Raw genomic sequence first — 21,128 nt, 5'->3', positions numbered from 1 at the left:
GCTCCCGCATGAAACGGCTCGACTCTCATGCCGCTACCCCCGCCGCGCCGCGGCCCGCGAAGCGCCGCGACAGGCGGTCGAAGGCGAGGTAGATCACCGGCGTGGTGAACAGCGTCAGGAACTGGCTGAGCAGCAGGCCGCCGACCAGCACCAGCCCCAGCGGCTGGCGCAGCTCGGCGCCCGAGCCCGAGGCGAACATCAGCGGAATGGCGCCGAACAGCGCGGCCAGGGTGGTCATCAGGATCGGCCGGAAACGCAGCAATGCCGCGCGATGGATCGCCGCCTGCGGGTCCATCCCTTGGTGACGCTCGGCCTCCAGCGCGAAGTCGATCATCATGATCGCGTTCTTCTTGACGATACCGATCAGGAGGATGATGCCGATGATCGCGATCAGCCCCAGGTCGTTGCCAGAAAACAGCAGTGCCAGCAGGGCACCCACCGCGGCCGAGGGCAACGTGGAAAGGATGGTGATCGGGTGGATGTAGCTCTCGTAGAGCACGCCGAGCACGATGTACATGGTGACCACCGCGGCGAGGATCAGCAGCAGGGTGCTCGACAGCGAGGCTCGGAAGGCCTCGGCGGCGCCCTGGAAGCGGCTCTCGATGCCGCCCGGCAGGCCGATCTCCTGCTGCACCCGCTCGATCGCCGCCACCGCCTGGCCGAGGGAGACGCCCGGCGCCAGGTTGAACGACAGGGTCACCGCTGGGAACTGGCCGATGTGGTTGATCAGCAGCGACGCCGCCCGCTCCTCGATGCGCGCCAGGGACGACAGGCGTACCTGGCCGCCTTCGGCGCTGGCCACGTGCACCTCGTCCAGCGCCGCCGGACCGAGGGTATCGGCGGCCCGGCTCTCCAGCACCACCCGGTACTGGCTGGCCTGGGTATAGATAGTGGAGATCTGTCGCTGGCCGAAGGCGTCGTAGAGCGCATCGTCGATGTCGGCGACGGTCACGCCGAGGCGCGAGGCGGTGTCGCGGTCGATGCTCAGATAGACCTGCAGGCTGCGGCCCTGCAGATCGCTGGCCACGTCGGTCAGTTCCGGCAGCGTGCTCAGCGCCTCGACCAGCTTCGGCGTCCACTCCTCCAGCAAGGCGCCGTCCGGCGACTCCAGGCTGAACTGGAACTGGGTGCGACTGATCCGGTCCTCGATGGTCAGATCCTGCACCGGCTGGAGGAATAGTTGGATGTCCGGCACCGCGGCCAGTCGCGGGCGCAGCCGCTCTATCACCTGGCTGGCGGTGACCTCGCGCTCGGCATGCGGCTTGAGGTTGATCAGCAGGCGCCCGCTGTTCAGGGTGACGTTGTCACCGTCCACGCCGATGTAGGAAGACAGGCTGGCCACCGCCGGGTCCTGCAGGATGACCTCGGCCAGGCGCTGTTGGCGTTCGCTCATGGCGCGGAAGGAAATGCTCTGCGGCGCCTCGGAAATGCCCTGGATCACCCCGGTGTCCTGGACCGGGAAGAAGCCCTTGGGCACCGCCAGGTAGAGCACCACGGTGAGGCCGAGGGTGGCCACGGCGATCAGCAGGGTCAGCGCCTGGTGGCGCAGTACCCAATGCAGGGCGGCGTCGTAGCGGGCGATCAAAACCTCGATCCAGACACCGCTGGCCCGGTAGAAACGGCCCTGACGCTCCGGCGGCCCTTCCTGCTTGAGGAACAACGCGCACATCATCGGTGTCAGGGTCAGCGAGACCAGCAGGGAAATCAGGATCGACACCGAGAGGGTGATGGCGAATTCGCGGAACAGCCGGCCGACCACATCGGCCATGAACAACAACGGGATCAGCACGGCGATCAGCGAAAAGGTCAGCGAGATCAGCGTGAAGCCGATCTGCTGCGCGCCCTTGAGCGCGGCCTCCAGCGGCGTCGCGCCTTCTTCCAGGTGGCGGGCGATGTTCTCCAGCATGACGATGGCGTCGTCCACCACGAAACCGGCGGCCACGGTCAGCGCCATCAGCGTCAGGTTGTTGATCGAGAAGCCGGCCAGGTACATGACCCCGAAGGTGCCGATCAAGGACAAGGGGACGGCGATCGAGGGGATCACCGTGGCCGACAGCCGGCGCAGGAAGACGAAGGTCACCAGCACCACCAGCCCCACCGCCAGCACCAGCTCGAACTGCACGTCGCGCACCGCGGCGCGGATGGTCTGGGTGCGGTCGGTGAGGGGAATCACTTCGAGGCTGGCCGGCAGGGTCGCGGTGATCTGCGGCAGCAGCGCCTGGACGCGCTCGACCACTTCGATGACGTTAGCCCCCGGCTGGCGCTGGATGTTCACCAGCACTGCCGCGCTGTGGTTGGCCCAAGCGGCCAGGCGCTCGTTCTCGGCGCCGTCGGCGATCTGCGCCACGTCCTTCAAACGCAGGGTGGCACCGTTCAGGTAGGCGAGGATCAGGTTGCGGTATTCGTCGGCGGACTTGAGCTGGTCGTTGGCGTCGAGCTGGGACACCCGGGTCGGACCGTCGAAGTTACCCTTGGGCTGGTTGACGTTGGAGGCGGTGATCAACGAGCGCACGTCGGACAGGTTCAGCCCGTAGTTGGCCAGCGCCTGCGGATCGACCTTGATGCGCACCGCCGGGCGCTGGCCGCCGGCCAAGCTGACCATGCCGACCCCGCTGATCTGCGCCAGCTTCTGCGCCATACGAGTGTCGACCAGATCATTGATCTCCGGCAGCGGCATGGTCGCCGAGGTGACCGCTAGGGTCATCACCGGTGTGTCGGCCGGGTTGACCTTGTTGTATACCGGCGGCGTCGGCAGGTCGTCGGGCAACAGGTTGCTGGCCGCGTTGATCGCCGCCTGCACCGACTGCTCGGCGACGTCCAAGTCCATGTCCAGGCTGAAGCGCAAGGTGATCACCGAGGCGCCGCCGGAACTGGTCGAGGTCATCTGCTTCAGGCCCGGCATCTGGCCGAACTGGCGCTCCAGCGGGGCGGTCACCGCGCTGGTCATCACTTCCGGACTGGCGCCGGGATAGAGCGTCAGCACGCGGATGGTCGGATAATCCACCTCGGGCAGCGCGGAAACCGGCAACAGGCGGTAGGCGATCAGCCCGCAGAGGAAGATCGCCACCATGATCAGCGTCGTGGCGACCGGGCGGAGAATGAAAGGGCGCGAGATGTTCATGCGTCGGGCTTCGCTGTCTGGCGCCGGCCGGCCGGCGCGGCCCCGGACGCCTCGCCGACGGCCGGGCGGCTGTCGTCGATCACTTCGACCCTGGCGCCGTCGCGCAGGCGATCGGTGCCCTCTAGCACCAGCCGCTCGCCGGCGTCCAGGCCCTGCTCGATCAACGTCGTGGTGCCGTCGCCGGGTCCGGCCGTCACGTAGCGCAACTGTACCTTGCTGTCGTCGCCGACCACGTAGACGAAGGTGCCCTTGGAGCCGAACTGCAGCGCCGCCGCCGGCACCAGCGTGGACTGCTCGCGGGTGGTCACGCGCAGCCGGACGTTGACGAACTGGTTGGGAAACAGGCGCTGCTCGGCGTTCTCGAAGCGCGCCTTGAGGCGCACGGTGCCGGTGGTCAGATCGATCTGGTTGTCCAGGCTTTCCAGTTCGCCCACCGCCAGGCGGTTGCGCTCGCTGCGGTCCCAGGCCTCCACGGCCAGGTGCTGGTCGGCCTGCACCTGCTCGAGGACCTGCGGCAGCTCGCCCTCGGGCAAAGTGAAGCTGACCGAGATCGGCAAGGTCTGGGTGATGGTCACCAGCGGCGTGGTGTCGCCGCTGCTGACCAGATTGCCGACGTCCACCTGGCGCAGGCCAAGACGCCCGGCGATGGGCGCGCGCACCTGGGTGTACTCGAGGTTGACCTTGGCCTCCTCGACCGCCGCCAGGTTGGAACGGACCGTGCCCTGGTACTGGGCGACCAGCGCTTCCTGGGTATCGAGAGTCTGCTTGGCGACGGAGTCCTCGGCATACAGGGTCTTGTAGCGGACCAGATCGATCTCGGCGTTGCGCAGTTGCGCGCGGTTCTGCTGCAGGGTGCCTTCGGCCTGCTTCAGCGCCGCCTGGTAGAGACGTGGGTCGATCACCGCCAACAGGTCGCCGGCCTTGACCTGCTGGCCTTCGCGGAACAGCACCTTGATCAGTTCGCCGTCGACCCGCGAACGCACGTTCACCGTGTTGTAGGCGGTGACCGTGCCGAGCGCCTTGAGGTCGACCGGGAAGTCGCCCAGGCGCACCTCGCCGACGCGCACCGGCACCGGCCCGCCAAAGGAGCCGCCGGCGCCGGCCGGACCGCCGGGAGCTCCCGGCCCGCCAGGCCTGCGTCCCATCGCCGGAGCCCCCGCCCCGGGCCTGCCCGCCGCCGGAGAGGACTGGGTCCAGAGCGCGGACAAGGCCGGCCACTGCCACCAGGCGACGGAGGCGCCGACGGCGAGCAACGCCAGCGTCCAGAACAACCAGCGGCGGCGAGGAGCGGGAGAAGAAGGATTCAGGTTCGGCTCGGACATGACGGACAACCACTATCAAGGGAGGCTGAACGATAAGTAGTCACCCCGGTCAAGCAAAGGGTTTTTACGGCTCTTTTACATTGTTTCGCGTCCTCCTCCGATGGCGGCAACCGGCTTGAGACAGAAGGTCGCAGGCTCGCATGGCGCCTGCCCCCGCGCCGCGCGGCGCATCCGTTCGCCCGCGAGGAAGCAAAATGACACAATTGCCGAAAACCCGTCCGATATCGCCCCCTGCCGTCGCCGGATAGGATGCCCTCGAACGAGCGCTTCGCCCCATACACAGAACTGACATTCATGCCCAATCGTTTCCTCGTGATACCCAGGTGCGGAACCCGCCTGACGCGACCCGCCAAGTTACTTCTGGCGGCGATCCCGACACTCCCGCTCGTACTGCTCGGCTTCATGGCCTGGCAGCATTTCTATCCGGTCAATGCGGCCGCCCGCTGGGAATACGAAATCGCCCACTCGCAAGTTACCCGAGCCAGCGCCCTGCTCCGGGACGGGCAAGGCAATCTGCTGGCGGCCGAGGAACTCAAGGACGGGCAAGGCAGAATCCTGAAGATCGACGTCGCGGGCAAACGCGAGGTGCTGGTTTCCGGCCTGCACAAACCCGACGGGCTGGTGCATTTCCAGGGAGGAATCGCCTACAGCCAGGAAGGCGGGACCCATCCGGTCAACTGGCTGTTCCAGGGCCGGGTCCATACCCTGTTCGAGGGTACCAACGTGCAGGGACTCGAAGCCGACGGTCAATACCTGTACGCCATCGAAGACCGCAAACAAGATGGCCGGCTCCTTCGATACGACGCAAGCACAGGGGAAACCAAGGTCCTGCGCAGCGACCTCGAAGAGGCCGAATCCATCGCCACCTGTCCAGACGGCAGCAAGTTCTATACGGAAAAGGCCAAGGGAATCGTCAGACGACTTTCCGACGACGGCACCGACCCCATCCATCTCGAACGGCTGAACGAACCCAGCTTCCTGAAATGCGACGCACACGGACTCTGGATCAGCGAGGACGCCACCCACCGGGCTCGACTGCTGCTGCTGAATCCGCAAGGCCGGCTGGAAACCGTGCTCACCCACCTGCGGGCTCCCCAGGTCCTCCTGCCGACCGGTACGGACACCTATCTCCTGGCGGAAGGCGGACGCGACCGCATTCTGGAGATTCGCCGCAGCGAGTGACACCGGCTCATCGCCCGGCGAAATATTTCCGGGTCAGTCCGAGCACCACCGGACTCAACAGCAGCAACGCGATCAGGTTGGGGATCGCCATCGGGCCGTTGAGGATGTCGGCCACCAGCCAGGCGAGATTTAGCTGGGCGATGGCACCGAAGGGAATCGCTGCGACCCAGACCACCCGGAACGGCAGGATCGCCCGGGTGCCGCAGAGGAACTCCCAGCATTTCTCGCCGTAGAAACTCCAACCGAGCACCGTGGTGTAGGCGAAAACCACCGGGGCCAGACTGAGCAGTGCCGCGTCGAAGCCCGGCATCGCCGACTCGAAGGCCTCCGCAAAGAGCGCGGCACCGCTCTTGCCGCCGGTCCAGACACCGGAGCCGAGGATCGCCAAGCCAGTCATGCTGCAGACCACGATGGTGTCGATGAAAGTGCCGAGCATGCCGATCAGCCCCGAGCGCACCGAACTGGTGGTGGTGCCGGCGGCCTGGGCGATTCCGGCGGCACCCAGCCCGGCCTCGTTGGAGAAGATGCCGCGGGCCACGCCGTAGCGGATCACCGCCATCACCGCCGCGCCGGCGAAACCGCCGCTGGCCGCCGACAGGCTGAAGGCATGCTCGAAGATCAAAGCGAAGGTGGCCGATCGCCTCGGCGTTCGCCACCAGCACCACCAGGGCGGCGATCACGTAGGCCAGGCACATGAAGGGCACCAGGGCCTCGGTCACCTTGCCGACGCGCCTGATGCCGCCGAGGATCACCAACGCGGTGACGTCGCCAGGCCGGTGCTCCACATCGGCACGCCGAAGCTGTCCTCCAAGGCGTGGGCCATGCTGTTGATCAGAAGTCCCGCTTGTAGAAGATGTCCAGCGAGCTGGCCAGGCCGCTGGCCGCTTCCAGATACAGGCGGCGGGTCAATTGATAGCGCAGGGCGATGCTGTTCATCGGCTCGAACACGCCGACCCCGTAGATCAGGCTCAGCCGATCGGACAGCTTGCCGCTGGCCACCACGCTGGTGTCCGTGCCGCTGCCCTGGGTGCCCAGCTCGAACTGCTCGATACCGAGACTTTCCGCCAGGCCACCGGTGAGCGAAGAGCTGCCGGCCAGACCGAGACCGAGCGCGGCGCTGGCCAGCAGATTGCTGTCGCCACTGTCGCTGCCGCCCGGCGCACGGCCCAGCAGTAGATAGGAGAGAGCCTGCTCCTGACCCATCGCCGGCTCGCTGAACACATCGGTGCGCGGCTCCAGAACGTTGCCGCCGACCCGCAGACCGGCCACCACGTCGTCGACCTTGCGGATTGCCTCGATGTCCAGGTAGGGCTGGTCGATCGGACCGATGAACAGCAGGCGCGCCCGGCGGATATCCAGGCGCTGGCCGTAGGCACGGTAGCGGCCGTTGTTTAGGCTCAGCTCGCCGCGGGTATCGAGGTTGTCGCCGATGTGCAGGTGTCCGGCCAGGTCGGCGCTCAGGCCAAAACCGCTGAAGGTCAGCTTATCCCGACCGACCTCGACCTGGACATCCATGTGCATGGCCAGTTGCTGGCGCGGCTTGATCTCGCGACCGGCCACCACCGCGTCTCCGGAAACCCGGACGGTGGAAGCCGGCAGTTCGCGCAGGGTGATCGCCCCGCGCGGCACACCCAGCGCGCCGCTCAAGGCCAGTTGCCGCTCGTCCGCGGCGCCGGCCAGGCGCACCTGTAGGTCCGGCTCCACCTCCAGTTCGGCATAGGGTTGCACGCTCACCGGTAGGCGATTGCCGCGGATGCGCAAATCCAGCTCCAGCGCCCGGCCCCAGTCGAGCGTGCCGTCGAGACTGCCGCGCCCCTGCTCGCCGCTGCGCCAGCCGCCGTTCAGGCGCAGACTGTCGCCGGCGATCTGCGCCTGCAGCGCGAGATTCTCGATGCGGATCGGCAATCCGCTGCCGGCGACCAGTCCGCCGCGCAGCTCCAGACGGCCGTCGACCTGCGGCTGCAGCAGGCTGCCGCGCAGCGTACCGCTGCCGTCCAGCGTGCCTTCCAGCTCCTCGACCGGGTCGGCGAAAGGCTGCAGTACCCCAAGCTTCAGCCCACGCAGGGCGAACTGGCCGGATATCGGCTTGTCCTTGCCGCGTGGGTCGATCTGCGTGCGAACCTCCAGTTCGCCCAGTTGCGGTCCGGCGAAGGCCAGGCGGACATCGACGCGCCGTGGCTGCAGGCGACTGTCGAGGACCAGTTCGCGATAAGGGAGGTCCTGCCAGCGGCCTTGCTTGCGCAGGCGCAGCACACCGTTGCCGGCGTCCAGGCGGACCTGTCCGCGCGGCCCGGCGGCTGGCATGTCGAGCTGCAGTTCGCCGTTCAACTGGCCCTGCCAGGCGAAATTCTCAGGCAGGAAGGCGGCCAAGCTGTCCAGGGGGAAGTCGCGCAGCCGGTAGTTCAGCCGGGGCTCCGGCAGCAGGCGCTGCTCCTCGCCGCAAAGACTCGCCGGACCGGAACGCCAGCAATGCGCGCCGAAGTTCAGCCGGCCGTCGGCCAGGCGTTCAAGACGCGCCGGCGCCTGCAGGCGCCAGTCTTGGGCGCCGCTGCGCAACTGGCCGCGGCTTAGCTGGCCGCGCCAGTTCCAGCCCTTGGCCAGTTCCTCCAGGCGACCGTCGAGGGCCAACGCCAGCTCCAGTTGGGGACCGGAGAGATCGAGGCTCAAGCTTTGCGTGCGCCGATCGCCCTGCCCCTGCGCCTGCAACCGGCCCAGCGAGGTGGCGCCGAGGCGAATGCCGTTGACATCCAGCGTCAGGCGACCGCGCTGGGCGGCGTCGAGGTTGCCGGCCAGGGCCAGGCTGTCCAGACGCTGCTCGCCCAAACCCAGTCGACGGCCGTTCAGGTCGAGCCGCCCCTGCGGCGCCGCCAGCGTGCCGGCGAGTTCGAGGCGTCCCTCGGCGCTGCCTTGCAGGCCTGGCCAGAGCTGGCCCAGTTGCGGCATTGCCAGTTCCAGACGACCGCGCAGGCGCTCGTCGAGCCGTCCGTTGCCCTGGATGCGGTTGGCGCCGAGCGCCAGGTCGAGCCTGGCCAGCTCCCAAGCGGCGTCCTCGCCCCTCGCCTCGAGCAGCAAGCGCGTCCGCTGGCCGCGCAACTGCCCGGAAAGATCGATACTGGCGTCCAGTTGCAGGCGGCCGTCGCGGAACCGGCCCCGGCTCTTCAGCGGCCCGCCGAGACGGCCGTTCAGCTCGGCCAGCCAGTAGGCGGGATCGAATTCGCTCAGGCGCAGATCGGCGTTCCAGTCGATGCCGTCGGCGAAACCCAGGCCGAGCGAGCCCTCCGCCCGGCCCTGGCCGGCGACCAGCTTGAGCTGCGGCAGATACAGTTGAGCGAGATCGCCGCTCAGCGGACTGGCCAGGCTGAAGGGACCGGCCGGCCCTTCGAGGTTGGCCGCGAAATTGCCGAGATAGCCACCGTCCCGGTAGGACAGTTCGCCATCGAAGCGTTTGAGCTTCACCGCCGGCTCTTCGATGGCCGGGTAGAGCCGCCGCCAGGGGAAATCCCGCCAGGCGACGCGCAACTCGCCGGCCAGTCCCTGGCTCCAGGCCAGACGGCCGGACAAATCGACGCGTTGCTGGCCGCCGGCGTCCAGGCGAAGCCTGGAAAGCTCCGCCTCCTCGGCCATCACCCGGCCGCGCAGGGCCAGCGCCACGGCGCCGCCCTCGCCCGGCAGGCTGGCATCGCCTTGTATCACGTAGCCGTCGCTCAGGTCGCCATCGATACCGAGTTCGATCCGTTCCAGGCGCAGGGTGTCCGGCAGTCCGGCGATCGCTTGGAGACCTTCGGCACTCAGCTTCAGGCTGGCTGGGAGCCGCTCGGCGAGTGGTTGCAGCTCGCCGCTCAGCCGGCCGGACAGATAACCCTGGCTGTCGGCCTGCAAATGCAAGCGGCCCTGCAGATCGCCCTCCACTTGCAGGCCCAGTGTCCAGAACTGGCCCTCCGGCGCCGGCAGGCGCAGGTCGCCGCTGGCGCTCAGCAGCCAGGCACCCGTGGGGACGAGGCGGCCCTGCAAGTTCACACCCAGGTCGTCGCGGCGAGCCTCGAGTGCATCGATGCGGATGCCCTCGGCGTCCCACTGCATGGCGAGCCGCAAGTCTTGCGCCTGTTCGCCGCCGTTCAGCAGCAGCCGGCCGGCCCGCGCCTCGCCGAGGCGGACCCGCAGCGGCAGCTTCAGTTCCGGCAACCGCAGCGGTCCGTCGTCTTCCGTCGTCTCTTCGCCCGGCGGCAGTTCCAGGCTCACCTGTCCGGCGGCCAGGCGGTCCACGCACAGGCTCAGCCCCAGCAGGCAACTCGGGCGCCAGACGAATTCGACAGCGCTCAGTGCCACGCTCCGCCCGTCCTGGCGCCAATCCAGCCGTTCAGCCCGCCAGGTACCGGCGAGACGCCCGGAAAACGCTTCCACCTGCAGTCCCGGCACCCGCGCCAGCAGCCAGCGGCTGCCCACGCCCGTGCCGAGCAGCAGGGCCAGCGTGGCCAGCAGCAGCGCCAGTCCCGTCAGCAGGCCGTACAGTGCCAGTCTCAGGCTTCTCATAGTTCCGGCCCCATGGAGAAGTGCAGACGGAAGCTGCCGTCGTCGATTCCGTGGGCCAGGTCGACCCGCAGCGGACCGACCGGCGATACCCAGCGCACGCCGAAGCCCGCACTGGTCTTGAGACTCGGCGAACTTTTGGAGTTGAAGGCGTTGCCCTGGTCGACGAAGGTGGCGACCCGCCACTTGTCGCGCAGTTCGTACTGGTATTCCAGGCTGCTGGCGATCATGTAACGACCGCCGATGTGATCGCCATCGGAGTTGGTCGGCGACAGCGTCTGATACTCGTAGCCACGCACGCTCTGATCGCCGCCGGCGAAGAAACGCAGCGACGGCGGCACCGTGGTGTATTCGTCGGTGAAGTTGCCGCCGAACTGCAGCCGACCGAGCAGACGGTGCCGCCCCGCCAGAGTGGTCAGGCCCTTGAGCATGATCGAGCTGTAGATCAGGTTGGCGTCCGACAACAGGGCTTCGCTGGCCGCGGCCATCTCCACCTGCAGGCGGTAGCCGCGGCTCGGGTCGAGGGGATGGTCGCTCTCCAGGTAGGAATAGGCCACGCCCGGCAATAGCAGATTGCTCAGGCCGCTGTCGTCGCCGTAGCGGAACTCTTCGCGCTGCCATTTCAGCGAGAAGATTTGCTGCCAGTCATTGTCCAGCCGCCGGTGCCACTCCGGGCCGACCTTGAGTAGACGGCTGAGGGTATCGGTATCGGCCAGTTCCTCGTACTGGTAGCCGCCGACGAAGCGCAGCTTGTCGGTCATCGGCGGATCGAGAGGGATGTCGTACCAGAGACCGATGTTCTGTTTCGGCTGCGACAGTTCCATTTCCACGCCATAGCTGTGCCCTTGGGGATTGGCCCAGTGGCGCGTCCAGTTGGCCCGACCGCGCGGGCCGACGTCGGTGGAGAAGCCGAGGCCGATGCCGAAGCTGCGCGGCTTACGCATCTGCAGATGGACCAGCACCGGTACCATCTCGCCGCTGATGCTGGCGGGATCGGCGTCGACCCGCACACCTTCGAAATAACCGAGCGTCTGGAGATTGTCCTGCAGTTTGGCGATCTGCCCGGAATCGTAGGGGTCACCGGCCTGGAAAGGCACCACGCGCCGCATGAACGCCTCGTCGAACGGCGTCTCGCCCTGGAAGGTCACCTCTCCCAGCCGGTAGCGCGGCCCGCTGGCATAGACCAGTTCGATATCGGCGACATTGGCGGCCGGATCGATGAACAGGTGCTGGCGGGTGAAGTGCCCGGAAAAGAACCCCAGGCGCGACGCCTGGCTCTTGATGCTACTTTTGGCGCTCTCGTAGCGCCCATGGTTGAGCTGGGCGCCGGGCCTTAAACGGGAACTTTGCGGCACGCGGAAGGCTTCGAGCCGCGCCGCCGGTCCCTCGATGCGGATCTCCACGCGGCGCAGGCGCACCGGTTCGCCGGGAACCACTCGCAAAACGAGGGTCGGCGAAGCGCCGGGACGAACCTCGCTGGAAATCCTCGCATGGTAGAAGCCCAGCGCCTCGGCAGCGCTGCGGGCCTGTTCCTCAAGGGCCGGGGCGAGGCGGCGCAGGGTTTGTTCGTCGCGTTCGCCGAGGTCGCCGATATAGCCCTCGATATTCTCTTTCAAGCTAGCTTTGGCCGGCTCGACCCGCACTTCCAGCCGATCCTGAGCGAACACCACGGAGCCCCAGAACAGAAGCCCCAGGAACGTCCCTGTATGGATTGAAGCTCTCATGGCCGCGAATGCTAGCACGACTATTCGAATGCTCCGACCACGCCTACCGAAGGTTTACACGATGCGCATGACGATCAGATGCCCGCTTCCCTCAGCGGCTGCGGATTGGGATGGATCAGGATGTACTCGCGCACCGGGCCCAGCTCGACCTGGCCGACCTCCTGGTAACCCTGGCGATGCAGGAAATCCAGATGGTGCGGGTCGCCGGTGTCGAGCACTATGCCGCGGGAGTTGCTGTCCACGGCGCACCAGCGGTGCAAAACCCCGAGCAATTGCTCGCCGTAGTGCCGGCCCTGGAACTTCGGGCGCACGCCGATCAAAGGCAGGATGTGATAGGCACCCGGTGGCAGGCAGGCGATCACCGCCTCGTGATAATCCAAGTAACGCCGGGTACAACGGAAGCCGGCGGTGAGCAGCATGCGCATCCGCCAGCTCCAGCTTTCGGTGATTTCCAGGCGGCGTTGCGGCCGGGAGATCAGCGCCGCGCCGATCAGCCGCTCGCCGAGCAGTTCGCGCACGACGGCCCGCACCCGCTGTTCGTAGCCGGGGCGGTCGGACTCGAAAAGGTAGGCGAAAGTCGGCGTATAACGATGAGCCTGGTAAAGCAGCGAGCAGGACTCGCGCAGATAGCCCTCGTCAATAAGGCGGACTTCGGCAGACGCGGTCATGGGCAGGGCCTCCTGGCAGCGGTTCGTTTCCCCTTCCGAGCACGTTAGCACCGGCCCCCGCTGGCCGCCAGGCGGCTGGCCTGCCGCGGCATCGATCGGCTAGCATGGCTCCCCCGCTTCGAACCGGCAGCTCCCATGAAGATCGTCTCCTTCAATATCAACGGCCTGCGCGCCCGCCCGCATCAGCTCTCGGCGCTCATCGACAAGCATCGGCCGGATGTGATCGGCTTGCAGGAGACCAAGGTCGCCGACGAGCAATTCCCGTTCGAGCGGATCGGGGAACTGGGCTACCACGTGCACTACCACGGGCAGAAGGGCCACTACGGGGTCGCCCTACTCTCCCGGCAGCCGCCGCTGGAAGTGCAGAAGGGCTTTCCCGACGACGGCGAGGACTCGCAGAAGCGCTTCATCTGGGGCGTCTACGCCGACGCCGCCGGGCAGCCGGTCACCGTGATGAACGGCTACTTCCCGCAGGGCGAAAGCCGCGCCCATCCGCTGAAGTTTCCCGCCAAGACGCGCTTTTATGCCGACCTGCAGGCCCTGTTGGAAAGCCGCTTCGATCCAGGCCAGCCCCTGGCGCTGATGGGCGATTTCAACATCGCCCCTGAGGACAGCGACATCGGCATCGGCGCAGAGAACGCTAGGCGCTGGCTGCGCACCGGCAAATGCAGCTTCCTGCCGGAAGAACGCGAATGGATGGCCCGGCTCAAGGATTGGGGCCTGCAGGACAGCTTCCGCGAACTGCACCCGCAGACCTGCGACCGCTTCAGTTGGTTCGACTACCGTAGCCGCGGTTTTGAGGACGATCCCCGGCGCGGCCTGCGCATCGACCTGATCCTGACTTCCCGCGCCCTGCGCCCGCGCCTACGCGCGGCCGACGTGGACTACGAGCTACGCGCCATGGACAAGCCCTCCGACCACGCGCCGATCTGGCTGGAACTCGACTGACAAGCGCGGACGCGAACGGCCTCGCAGCCGGGCATGCCGGTCCGCGTCGTCCACCAATTGTCATACAAGTGCAACCGAACGGACTTATTCTCGCGCGATCCGCCCACCGGAAGTAGCAAGGAGTTGCCCAGCCCATGTTGCGCGCCCTGCCTCCGTCCACCCGCCTTTCGCGAATCCCGCTCCTCTTTTCGCTGCTCGTCCTGCTCTGGTGCCTGCCGTGGGATATGGCGGCGGCCCAGCCGGTACCTGTCGGGCAAGCTCCCGTGTTGCGCATCCAGGGCTCCAACACCATCGGCGCTGAACTCGGCCCGGCTCTGGTCGCCGGCCTGTTCGAACAGCAAGGCCTGCGCGAAGTGCGCATCGAGGACAGCGGATCGCCGAACGAACGGCGCGTGCTGGGCCTGGATGCCCAGGGCCGGCTTCTGCAGGCACAGATCAGCGCCCATGGTTCCGGCACCGGCTTCACCGCCCTGCGCGACGGCAGCGCCGATATCGCCGCCTCCTCGCGGCCGATCAAGGACAGCGAGGCCGCCGCGCTGGCGGCCCTGGGCGACATGCGCGGTCCACAAGCCGAACAGGTGATCGCTATCGACGGCCTGGCGGTTATCCTCCACCCGGACAACTCGCTGCGCGTCCTCGGCCTCGAACAGGTGGCCCAGGTGTTCGCTGGCGAAGTGAAAACCTGGGAAACGCTCGGTGGACGCGGCGGCCCTATTCGCCTGTACGCCCGCGACGCCCGCTCGGGCACCTTCGACACCTTCCACGAACTGGTACTCAAGCCCTGGGGCAAGACGCTCGATGCCAACGCCCGGCGCTTCGAATCGAGCGCCGAGTTGTCCGCCTCGGTCAGCCGGGACCCGGCCGGCATCGGCTTCATCGGCCTGCCCTACGTGCGCGAGGCCAGAGCCCTGGCGATCTCCGCCGGCGAATCCCGGCCGATACCGCCCGAGCCCGCGCTGGTCGCCACCGCGGACTACCCCTTGTCGCGCCGCCTGTTCCTCTATGAGCGGCCGCGGCAGCCCAACGCCTGGAGCCGGGCCCTGATCGAATTTGCCCAGAGCCCGCGCGGACAGGAACTGGTCGAGCAAAACGGCTTCGTCGCGCAGAAAGTGCAGGCGGTGCGCATCGCTCCCCATGCCGACATGCCACCGGCCTACCAGCAACTGGCCCGCCAGGCGCGGCGCCTGTCGGTGAACTTCCGCTTCCAGGAAGGCAGCGCCCTGCTCGACAACAAGGCACTTCGCGATGTCGAGCGCGTACTCGCCTACCTGCGCGAGCACGGCAAGCTGGAAAATTCGTTGGCGCTGGTCGGCTTCGGCGATCCCAAGCAGGACCCGGAGCGCAGCACTCTGCTGTCGAAATTGCCAGCGCTGGCGGTGCGCCGCGAACTGGCCAAGGGCGGCGCGACCTTCCGCGAGATCGTCGGACTCGGCGACGCCCTATCGGTGGCGGACAACGGCAGCGAGGAAGGGGCCGGATCAAGAACCGCCGGGTCGAGGTCTGGGTGCATTGAAACCCGCCCCTTTCAAGCTCTTCGCCGCTTGCCGGCAAGCAGCGGACTTACTCAGTGATGGAGCGCGAACCGGAAGCATCGCGTCGGCGCCCCTCGACGACCCAAGTCGCCCGGCTGCGGCACCTCCGGGAGCGCATCGAGCGCGCCATCGAGTTTCGCCGGGGAGGCGCACCGGTGGACGGGTAAAGGTCCGAAACGTTCCGGCCGACCAGGCCCGCAGCATCGAACGAATTTCCATGGATATGCGCTCGTCGAACAGTAAACCATTATAAATCAATCAATTGCAGAACCGCTCCAAAGCACTCCAGTCCCCTTGCGATCTGGCACAATGCGCATACTTCCAAGTCGAGGACTCCTTCCATGGCCAAGGCGATGGCACGTCACATTCTGCTCGCCAGCGAAGCCGAGGCCGCGCGGCTGAAACAACGCCTGGCCGAGGGCGAGGACTTCGCCCGGCTTGCGCGCCGCCATTCGCTCTGCCCCTCCGGCAAGCGTGGCGGCGATCTCGGCGAGATCCGTCCGGGGCAGTTGGTGCGCCCGATCGATCAGGTGATCTTCCGGAAGGCCCTACGCGAGATCCATGGCCCGCTGAAGTCGCAGTTCGGCTATCACCTGGTGCAGGTGTTCTACCGCGACTGAAGCGCGGCTCCCGCCCGTCGAGCGACGGGCGCACAGGATTTCCCTCTGCAACGCAGCGTCGCCGCTTCCAGCGCCGCCCCAGGAGCGCATCATGTGCGCGGGTTGCACCCTCGTGAAGATAGTTATCTGATGACACACCTCTCCTGACCAGAACCCGTCATGTCCCGCACGCACGCCACAGCCCCCGTACGGAGCGAAAACCCGCAGATCCTCTCCAGCGCCTGCTTCTCCTTTCTCGGCTTCATGAGCATCGGCATCCCAATGGCGGTCATGCCCGGGCTGATCCACCACGAACTGGTCTTCAGCACCCTGGTCGCCGACCTGGTGATCGGCTTGCAGTATCTGGTCAGGTTGCTGGTGCATCCCTTTTCCTGCCGGGTGATCGACAGCGCGGGTCCCAGGCAGGGCGTCGTCTACGGACTGGCCGGTTGCGCCCTGGGCGGCCTGCTGATGCTGCTGGGCACACTCTAGCTGGCCCTGCCGGCGCTCAGCCTGCTCATATTGGTGCTCAGCCGCCTGGTGCTGGGCATGGCCTATAGCGTACTCGGCTCCTTGGCGATCACCTGAGAAATCGGCTAGGTCGGCATCGCGGGTATTGCCCGGGTGATTTCCTAAAACGGCATCGCCAGCTATGGCGCGATCGGTCTGGGAGCGCCCTTCGGTGTCTGGCTGGTAAAAGGCTTCGACCTGCCCGGCATAGGTGCCAGCGTACTGCTGATCGCCCTCTTCGGGCTCGCCATGGCCTGGCGCAAGGCCGGCTTGCCGGTGGTCGCCGGCGAGCGGCCGGGCTTTTTGGAGGTGCTCGGGCGGGTCTCTGCGCACGGCCTGGCCATAGCCCTCGGCTACGGCACCATCGCCGCCTATCATCACCCTTTACTACGGCAGCCGTGGTTGGCTCATCCCCTTGGTCATAGCGCGATTCCCAAGCCCATCGCCAGGGTCCGCCAAATCCGATTGGCGACCGGAACGTCGGGGCTCATGCGAAAATCGCCAGCCCAGCGGCCGCATGTGTCAACTTCGGGTCAGGCGCGTCGATTCTCACCCTCGTTCATTCGGCGGGGCGGAAACGGACGCAACATGAAAACGCGACAGGCGGACGCCCTCGCGATCGTCGCTCCCGCGCTTACCTAACGGCGCCCGTGACCCGGATGGTGAAGCGCGCGCAGGTACATGCCGCCGGCCAGCGGCAGTTCGCCCTCCAGTTCGGCCAGGCTGGCGGTCTGCATCGGCACCGGGTCCTGCAGGTGGCCATGGATCAGCAGGCCGGCCAGCGCGCCGACGAGGGGCTGGTGACTGACCAGCAGGAGCTCCGCCTCGCCGCATTCGGCCAGCCGGTCGAGGACCTGGCATGGATCGACGTCCGGCGTCAGCCAGTCGACCACCTGCAGGCGCGGCGCGCCGTCGAGCAGATCCTTTACCAGCCCGACGGTTTGCCGGGCACGGGCATAGGGGCTGCAGAGCATCGTCCGCAATGGCCTGCCAATCAGGTGCAGAGCGGCCTGGCGAGCCTCCTTGCGGCCATGCCGGGTCAGCTCGCGCTCGGCGTCGGTACGGGCGCGCGGCTCGGCCTCGCCATGTCGCAGCAGCCAGAGTTTCATGGAAGTCTCCTCGCCGCCGAAGCTCAGAAGCCGCTGGTGGAAATGAAATCCACGTCCGTCTTCGGCTCGCCGGTCATCAGCGCCTCGATGACCTGGGCCAGGGTGCGCCCCTCGAAGAGGATGGCGTGCAGACCGGCGACCAGCGGCATGTAGACGTCGAGCTCCTCGGCCTTGGCCTTGAGCACGCGCAGGGTATTGACCCCTTCGGCCACCTCGCCGAGGCGCGCCACCGCCTCCTCCAGGGCGAGCCCCTGGCCGAGGGCATGGCCCACCTGATAGTTGCGGCTCTTCGGCGAGGTGCAGGTGACGATCAGGTCGCCGACCCCGGCCAGGCCGAGGAAGGTCATGGGATTGGCGCCGAGCCGCGCGGCGAAGCGTGTCATCTCGGCGAGGGCGCGGGTGATCAGCATGCTCTTGGTGTTCTCGCCCATGCCCAGCGAAGCGGCCATGCCGGCCATGATCGCGTAGACGTTCTTCAGCGCCCCACCGAGTTCGACGCCGAAGCGGTCGCCGCTGGCGTAGACGCGAAAGGTGCGCCCGTGCAACACGGCCTGCACCGCCTGGCACAGCGCCTCGTCCTCGCTGGCGATGACCGTGGCGGTCAGCGCGTGCTCGGCGATCTCTCGCGCCAGGTTCGGCCCGGAAAGCACGCCGATGCGCGCTCGAGGCGCGATCTCCTCGATAATCTGGCTCATCAGCTTGAAGCTCTGCGCCTCGATTCCCTTGGTGGTGCTGACCAGCATCTTCCCGTCCAGCAGTGCGGACACCGGCTGCAGCACCTGACGCAGGGCGCTGGAAGGCAGCACGATGAAGATCAGCTCGCTGGCCGATACCGTCGTGGCGAGATCGGTGACCGGCTCGACGCCGGGCAATACCCCGATCCCCTTCAGGTAGCGCGGATTCTCCCGCCGGGTGCGGATCGCCTCGGCCTGCTCCGGATCGCGCATCCACAGCCGCACGATGTGCCCGTTCTCCGCCAACAGATTGGCAAGCGCCGTGCCGAAGCTGCCGCCGCCGAGCACCGCGATGGGTTGTTTTGCAATCATCTCGTTCCTCCAGTACGGCAATGGAGCGGCATTATACGGGCGGGACGGGGTCGTCGCGACCAATCATCGGCCAGTCCTTGCGCGGTCAGCGGCACCGGCGTAAGCATTTCGAAACGCAGGCGAACTCCCCAGGGCCGTCGACGGCTCTCCCTCTCTTCAACAAGTGGTAGACTAGGCAATTACGGCCGGCCTCCGTCACTCCGCCTCCATGCTTTGGTACTGCCAACCACGACGCCATGGCAGGGGTGACCGTGCTCGGCATTGTGACTTTCAACACCAGGCAACAGTCTATGACTAGGCTGCCGGAATCGTACCCCCGTTGCCTGCGGCCACCAGACGTTTCGTCCGCCTTTACGAACGGACCATTGAGGAATCTGCATGACCAAACAACACGCCTATACCCGGGAAGACCTGCTGCGCTGCGCTCGCGGCGAGCTGTTCGGTCCGGGTAATGCGCAACTGCCCGCCCCCAATATGTTGATGGTCGATCGCATCACGCATATCAGCGATGTCGGCGGCAAGTATGGCAAGGGCGAAATGGTCGCCGAACTGGACATCAATCCTGACCTGTGGTTCTTCGCCTGCCACTTCGAAGGAGACCCGGTCATGCCGGGCTGCCTCGGCCTCGACGCCATGTGGCAACTGCTCGGCTTCTACCTGGGCTGGCAGGGCAATCCGGGCCGCGGCCGGGCATTGGGCTCGGGCGAAGTCAAATTCTTCGGCCAAGTCCTGCCGACGGCGAAGAAACTCACCTACAACATCCACATCAAGCGCACCATCAGCCGCTCGCTGATCCTCGGCATCGCCGACGGTACGGTCAGCGTCGATGGCCGCGAGATCTACAGTGCCGAAGGCCTGCGCGTCGGCCTGTTCACCTCTACCGACAGCTTTTGAAGGACACCCACATGCGTCGCGTCGTGATCACTGGCCTCGGCATCGTATCCTGCCTGGGCAATGACAAGGACACCGTATCCGCCAATCTGCGTGCCGGCCGGCCAGGGATTCGCTACAACCCCTCCTACGCCGAAATGGGCCTGCGCAGCCAGGTATCCGGTTCCGTCGACCTGAACCTGGAAGCGCTGATCGACCGCAAGGTCTACCGCTTCATGGGTGACGCCGCCGCCTTCGCCTACCTATCCATGGAACAGGCGATCAAGGACGCCGGCCTGACCGCCGAACAGATCTCCAACCCACGTGTCGGCCTGATCGCGGGCAGCGGCGGCGCTTCCACTTTCAACCAGATGGAAGCCATGGATATCCTGCGCGACAAGGGCGTCAAGCGCGTCGGTCCCTATCGCGTGCCGCGCACCATGGGCAGCACCGTCTCCGCCTGCCTGGCCACGCCCTTCAAAATCAAGGGCGTGAACTACTCGATCTCCTCGGCCTGCGCCACCAGCGCCCATTGCATCGGCAGCGCCATGGAGCAGATCCTGATGGGCAAGCAGGATATGGTCTTCGCCGGTGGCGGCGAAGAGGAGCATTGGAGCCAGAGCTTCCTGTTCGACGCCATGGGCGCCCTTTCCACCCAGTACAACGCCACCCCGGAGAAAGCCTCGCGCGCCTATGACGCCAAGCGCGACGGCTTCGTCATCGCCGGCGGCGGCGGCATGGTGGTGGTCGAGGAATTAGAGCACGCCCTCAAGCGTGGCGCGAAGATCTACGCCGAAATCGTCGGCTACGGCGCCACCTCCGACGGCTACGACATGGTCGCCCCGAGCGGCGAAGGCGCGGTGCGCTGCATGCAACTGGCGCTGGCCACGGTCGACGGCCCGATCGACTACCTGAACACCCACGGCACTTCGACCCCGGTCGGCGACCTGGCCGAAGCCAAGGCCGTGCGCAACGTATTCGGAGACAAGGCCCCGGCGATCAGCTCGACCAAGAGCCTGTCCGGCCACTCGCTGGGCGCCGCCGGCGTGCAGGAAGCGATTTACGGCCTACTGATGATGGAAGGCAACTTCATCGCCAGCTCGGCCAACATCGAGGAACTGGACCCGGAAGTGGCCGATCTGCCGATCGTCCGCCAAACCCGCGAGAACGTCGTCCTGAACACCGTGATGAGCAACAGCTTCGGCTTCGGCGGCACCAACGCCACCCTGGTGTTCAAGCGCTGGCAGGGTTGACTCCGCCCGCTACGCAGACGCCCCGCTACGCCGGGGCGTCCTGCTTTTCGCCACCCTAATTGCTGGCGGAAGGATGGATCGGCGACGACGCAGGCTCGACCTGCCCAGCGGCACCGAAGCGCTCGACGAATGCCTGCTCGATGAGCTGTCGAGTCAAGGCAGCGGAACAGGGACAGGTGGACGAATAACCGATCTGTAGCGTGGCATCCAGCGACAGCCGGCCCGCCTCCCAGATGCCCTCCAGCCGGACGGGATAGGATTTCCAGCCGCTCAGGCCTTGGGTCAACAAGGCCGGACGTCGGCACAGCAGGGAAAACGCCAGCGTCAAGCGGGCCCGGGTCGAATTGCAGTCCGCGTGGCTGGACACCATTTCCCGCAGCAGTACCGCTAGCGACGCGGCATTCAGCCTGTCGCGTCCGGCGAAGCCGTCCAGAAGCCGGTACAGGCGGGACATGTGAATGCCTTTGATGGCGGGGTCGGGCAGATCGACCTGAACCTCCGCCCGCGCATGGACGGGATACGCGAACTCTGGCTCGTCCAGCAGGATCGGCACATCGATGCCGTCCATGCCCACCCAGTCCAGGGGGCACGGGTGGCGGACAGCTCCGTCAGGGCGACGTCGGGCAGCGGGATACTCATGGCTGTACTGGTCTCGTTGGGTCTGGCAAGGCTCGGGGCACGAGCATCATGCGACTGCCGACAGCTTTCGGTTGTAGT

General features: G+C 66.7%; 13 protein-coding genes and 3 pseudogenes. 7 read left to right on the top strand and 9 right to left on the bottom strand.

Annotated elements, in window-relative coordinates; all coding sequences use genetic code 11:
* Positions 1-25 precede the first annotated feature (25 nt).
* A complete protein-coding gene (locus ACGI6K_RS09250) occupies positions 26-3,121 on the bottom strand; it encodes an MdtB/MuxB family multidrug efflux RND transporter permease subunit (protein ID WP_376949536.1) in 3,096 nt (1,031 codons plus the stop codon).
* Positions 3,118-4,443 carry an MdtA/MuxA family multidrug efflux RND transporter periplasmic adaptor subunit gene (locus ACGI6K_RS09245; protein WP_376949534.1) on the bottom strand — a complete coding sequence of 442 codons (1,326 nt, stop codon included), beginning with the start codon at positions 4,441-4,443 and terminating at the stop codon, positions 3,118-3,120. The genes ACGI6K_RS09250 and ACGI6K_RS09245 overlap by 4 nt, the downstream gene beginning before the upstream one ends.
* Before the next feature lie 294 nt (positions 4,444-4,737).
* Here ACGI6K_RS09245 and ACGI6K_RS09240 point away from each other — a divergent pair, with 294 nt between their 5' ends.
* The gene (locus tag ACGI6K_RS09240; RefSeq protein ID WP_376949532.1) at positions 4,738-5,625 is read left to right on the top strand and encodes a hypothetical protein; all 888 of its coding nucleotides are present in this window, start codon (positions 4,738-4,740) and stop codon (positions 5,623-5,625) included.
* Positions 5,626-5,632: 7 nt separating this feature from the next.
* Here the strand turns inward: ACGI6K_RS09240 and ACGI6K_RS09235 are convergent.
* The 4 genes and pseudogenes from ACGI6K_RS09235 to ACGI6K_RS09220 form a co-directional block, all read right to left on the bottom strand.
* Positions 5,633-6,496: pseudogene (locus ACGI6K_RS09235) on the bottom strand (alanine/glycine:cation symporter family protein); the annotation flags it as partial.
* Positions 6,457-10,155, bottom strand: coding sequence for a translocation/assembly module TamB domain-containing protein (locus tag ACGI6K_RS09230; protein WP_376949530.1), 3,699 nt, complete (start codon positions 10,153-10,155; stop codon positions 6,457-6,459). The gene ACGI6K_RS09230 and the pseudogene ACGI6K_RS09235, both read right to left, overlap by 40 nt.
* Positions 10,152-11,876, bottom strand: coding sequence for an autotransporter assembly complex protein TamA (locus ACGI6K_RS09225; RefSeq protein WP_376949528.1), 1,725 nt, complete (start codon positions 11,874-11,876; stop codon positions 10,152-10,154). The genes ACGI6K_RS09230 and ACGI6K_RS09225 overlap by 4 nt, the downstream gene beginning before the upstream one ends.
* A gap of 74 nt (positions 11,877-11,950) precedes the next feature.
* The gene (locus ACGI6K_RS09220; RefSeq protein ID WP_376949526.1) at positions 11,951-12,544 is read right to left on the bottom strand and encodes a GNAT family N-acetyltransferase; all 594 of its coding nucleotides are present in this window, start codon (positions 12,542-12,544) and stop codon (positions 11,951-11,953) included.
* A 135-nt stretch (positions 12,545-12,679) separates the two neighbouring features.
* On the opposite strand from ACGI6K_RS09220, the gene xthA reads away from it, so the two are divergent.
* From xthA to ACGI6K_RS09200, 4 genes and pseudogenes are all read left to right on the top strand, one after another.
* Positions 12,680-13,492 (top strand): exodeoxyribonuclease III, encoded by an 813-nt coding sequence (gene xthA / locus ACGI6K_RS09215; RefSeq protein ID WP_376949524.1) that lies wholly within the window; start codon positions 12,680-12,682, stop codon positions 13,490-13,492.
* A 134-nt stretch (positions 13,493-13,626) separates the two neighbouring features.
* Positions 13,627-15,005, top strand: a pseudogene (locus ACGI6K_RS09210) (substrate-binding domain-containing protein).
* A gap of 360 nt (positions 15,006-15,365) precedes the next feature.
* Positions 15,366-15,644 (top strand): peptidylprolyl isomerase, encoded by a 279-nt coding sequence (locus ACGI6K_RS09205; RefSeq protein ID WP_376949522.1) that lies wholly within the window; start codon positions 15,366-15,368, stop codon positions 15,642-15,644.
* Between the two features lie 159 nt (positions 15,645-15,803).
* Positions 15,804-16,115 carry a hypothetical protein gene (locus ACGI6K_RS09200; protein ID WP_376949520.1) on the top strand — a complete coding sequence of 104 codons (312 nt, stop codon included), beginning with the start codon at positions 15,804-15,806 and terminating at the stop codon, positions 16,113-16,115.
* A 656-nt stretch (positions 16,116-16,771) separates the two neighbouring features.
* Here ACGI6K_RS09200 and sixA read toward each other — a convergent pair.
* Positions 16,772-17,242 carry a phosphohistidine phosphatase SixA gene (sixA, locus tag ACGI6K_RS09195; protein WP_376949518.1) on the bottom strand — a complete coding sequence of 157 codons (471 nt, stop codon included), beginning with the start codon at positions 17,240-17,242 and terminating at the stop codon, positions 16,772-16,774.
* Between the two features lie 23 nt (positions 17,243-17,265).
* Positions 17,266-18,288 carry an NAD(P)H-dependent glycerol-3-phosphate dehydrogenase gene (locus ACGI6K_RS09190; RefSeq protein WP_376949516.1) on the bottom strand — a complete coding sequence of 341 codons (1,023 nt, stop codon included), beginning with the start codon at positions 18,286-18,288 and terminating at the stop codon, positions 17,266-17,268.
* 378 nt (positions 18,289-18,666) lie between these two features.
* Here ACGI6K_RS09190 and fabA point away from each other — a divergent pair, with 378 nt between their 5' ends.
* Positions 18,667-19,182, top strand: a complete 516-nt coding sequence (gene fabA / locus ACGI6K_RS09185) for a 3-hydroxyacyl-[acyl-carrier-protein] dehydratase FabA (protein ID WP_376949514.1) — start codon at positions 18,667-18,669, stop codon at positions 19,180-19,182.
* Positions 19,183-19,193: 11 nt separating this feature from the next.
* Positions 19,194-20,411 carry a beta-ketoacyl-ACP synthase I gene (fabB, locus tag ACGI6K_RS09180; protein WP_376949512.1) on the top strand — a complete coding sequence of 406 codons (1,218 nt, stop codon included), beginning with the start codon at positions 19,194-19,196 and terminating at the stop codon, positions 20,409-20,411.
* A gap of 85 nt (positions 20,412-20,496) precedes the next feature.
* On the opposite strand, the pseudogene ACGI6K_RS09175 reads toward fabB, so the two are convergent.
* Positions 20,497-21,050 (bottom strand): annotated as a pseudogene (locus tag ACGI6K_RS09175) (GTP cyclohydrolase, FolE2/MptA family); the annotation flags it as partial.
* Positions 21,051-21,128 lie beyond the last annotated feature (78 nt).

Origin of the sequence: Azorhizophilus paspali, assembly GCF_043587585.2 — a bacterium.
Taxonomy (GTDB): Bacteria; Pseudomonadota; Gammaproteobacteria; order Pseudomonadales; family Pseudomonadaceae; genus Azotobacter; species Azotobacter paspali.
The sequence above is the reverse complement of the archived record's forward strand: the minus strand, read 5'-3'. Positions and strand labels throughout refer to the sequence as shown.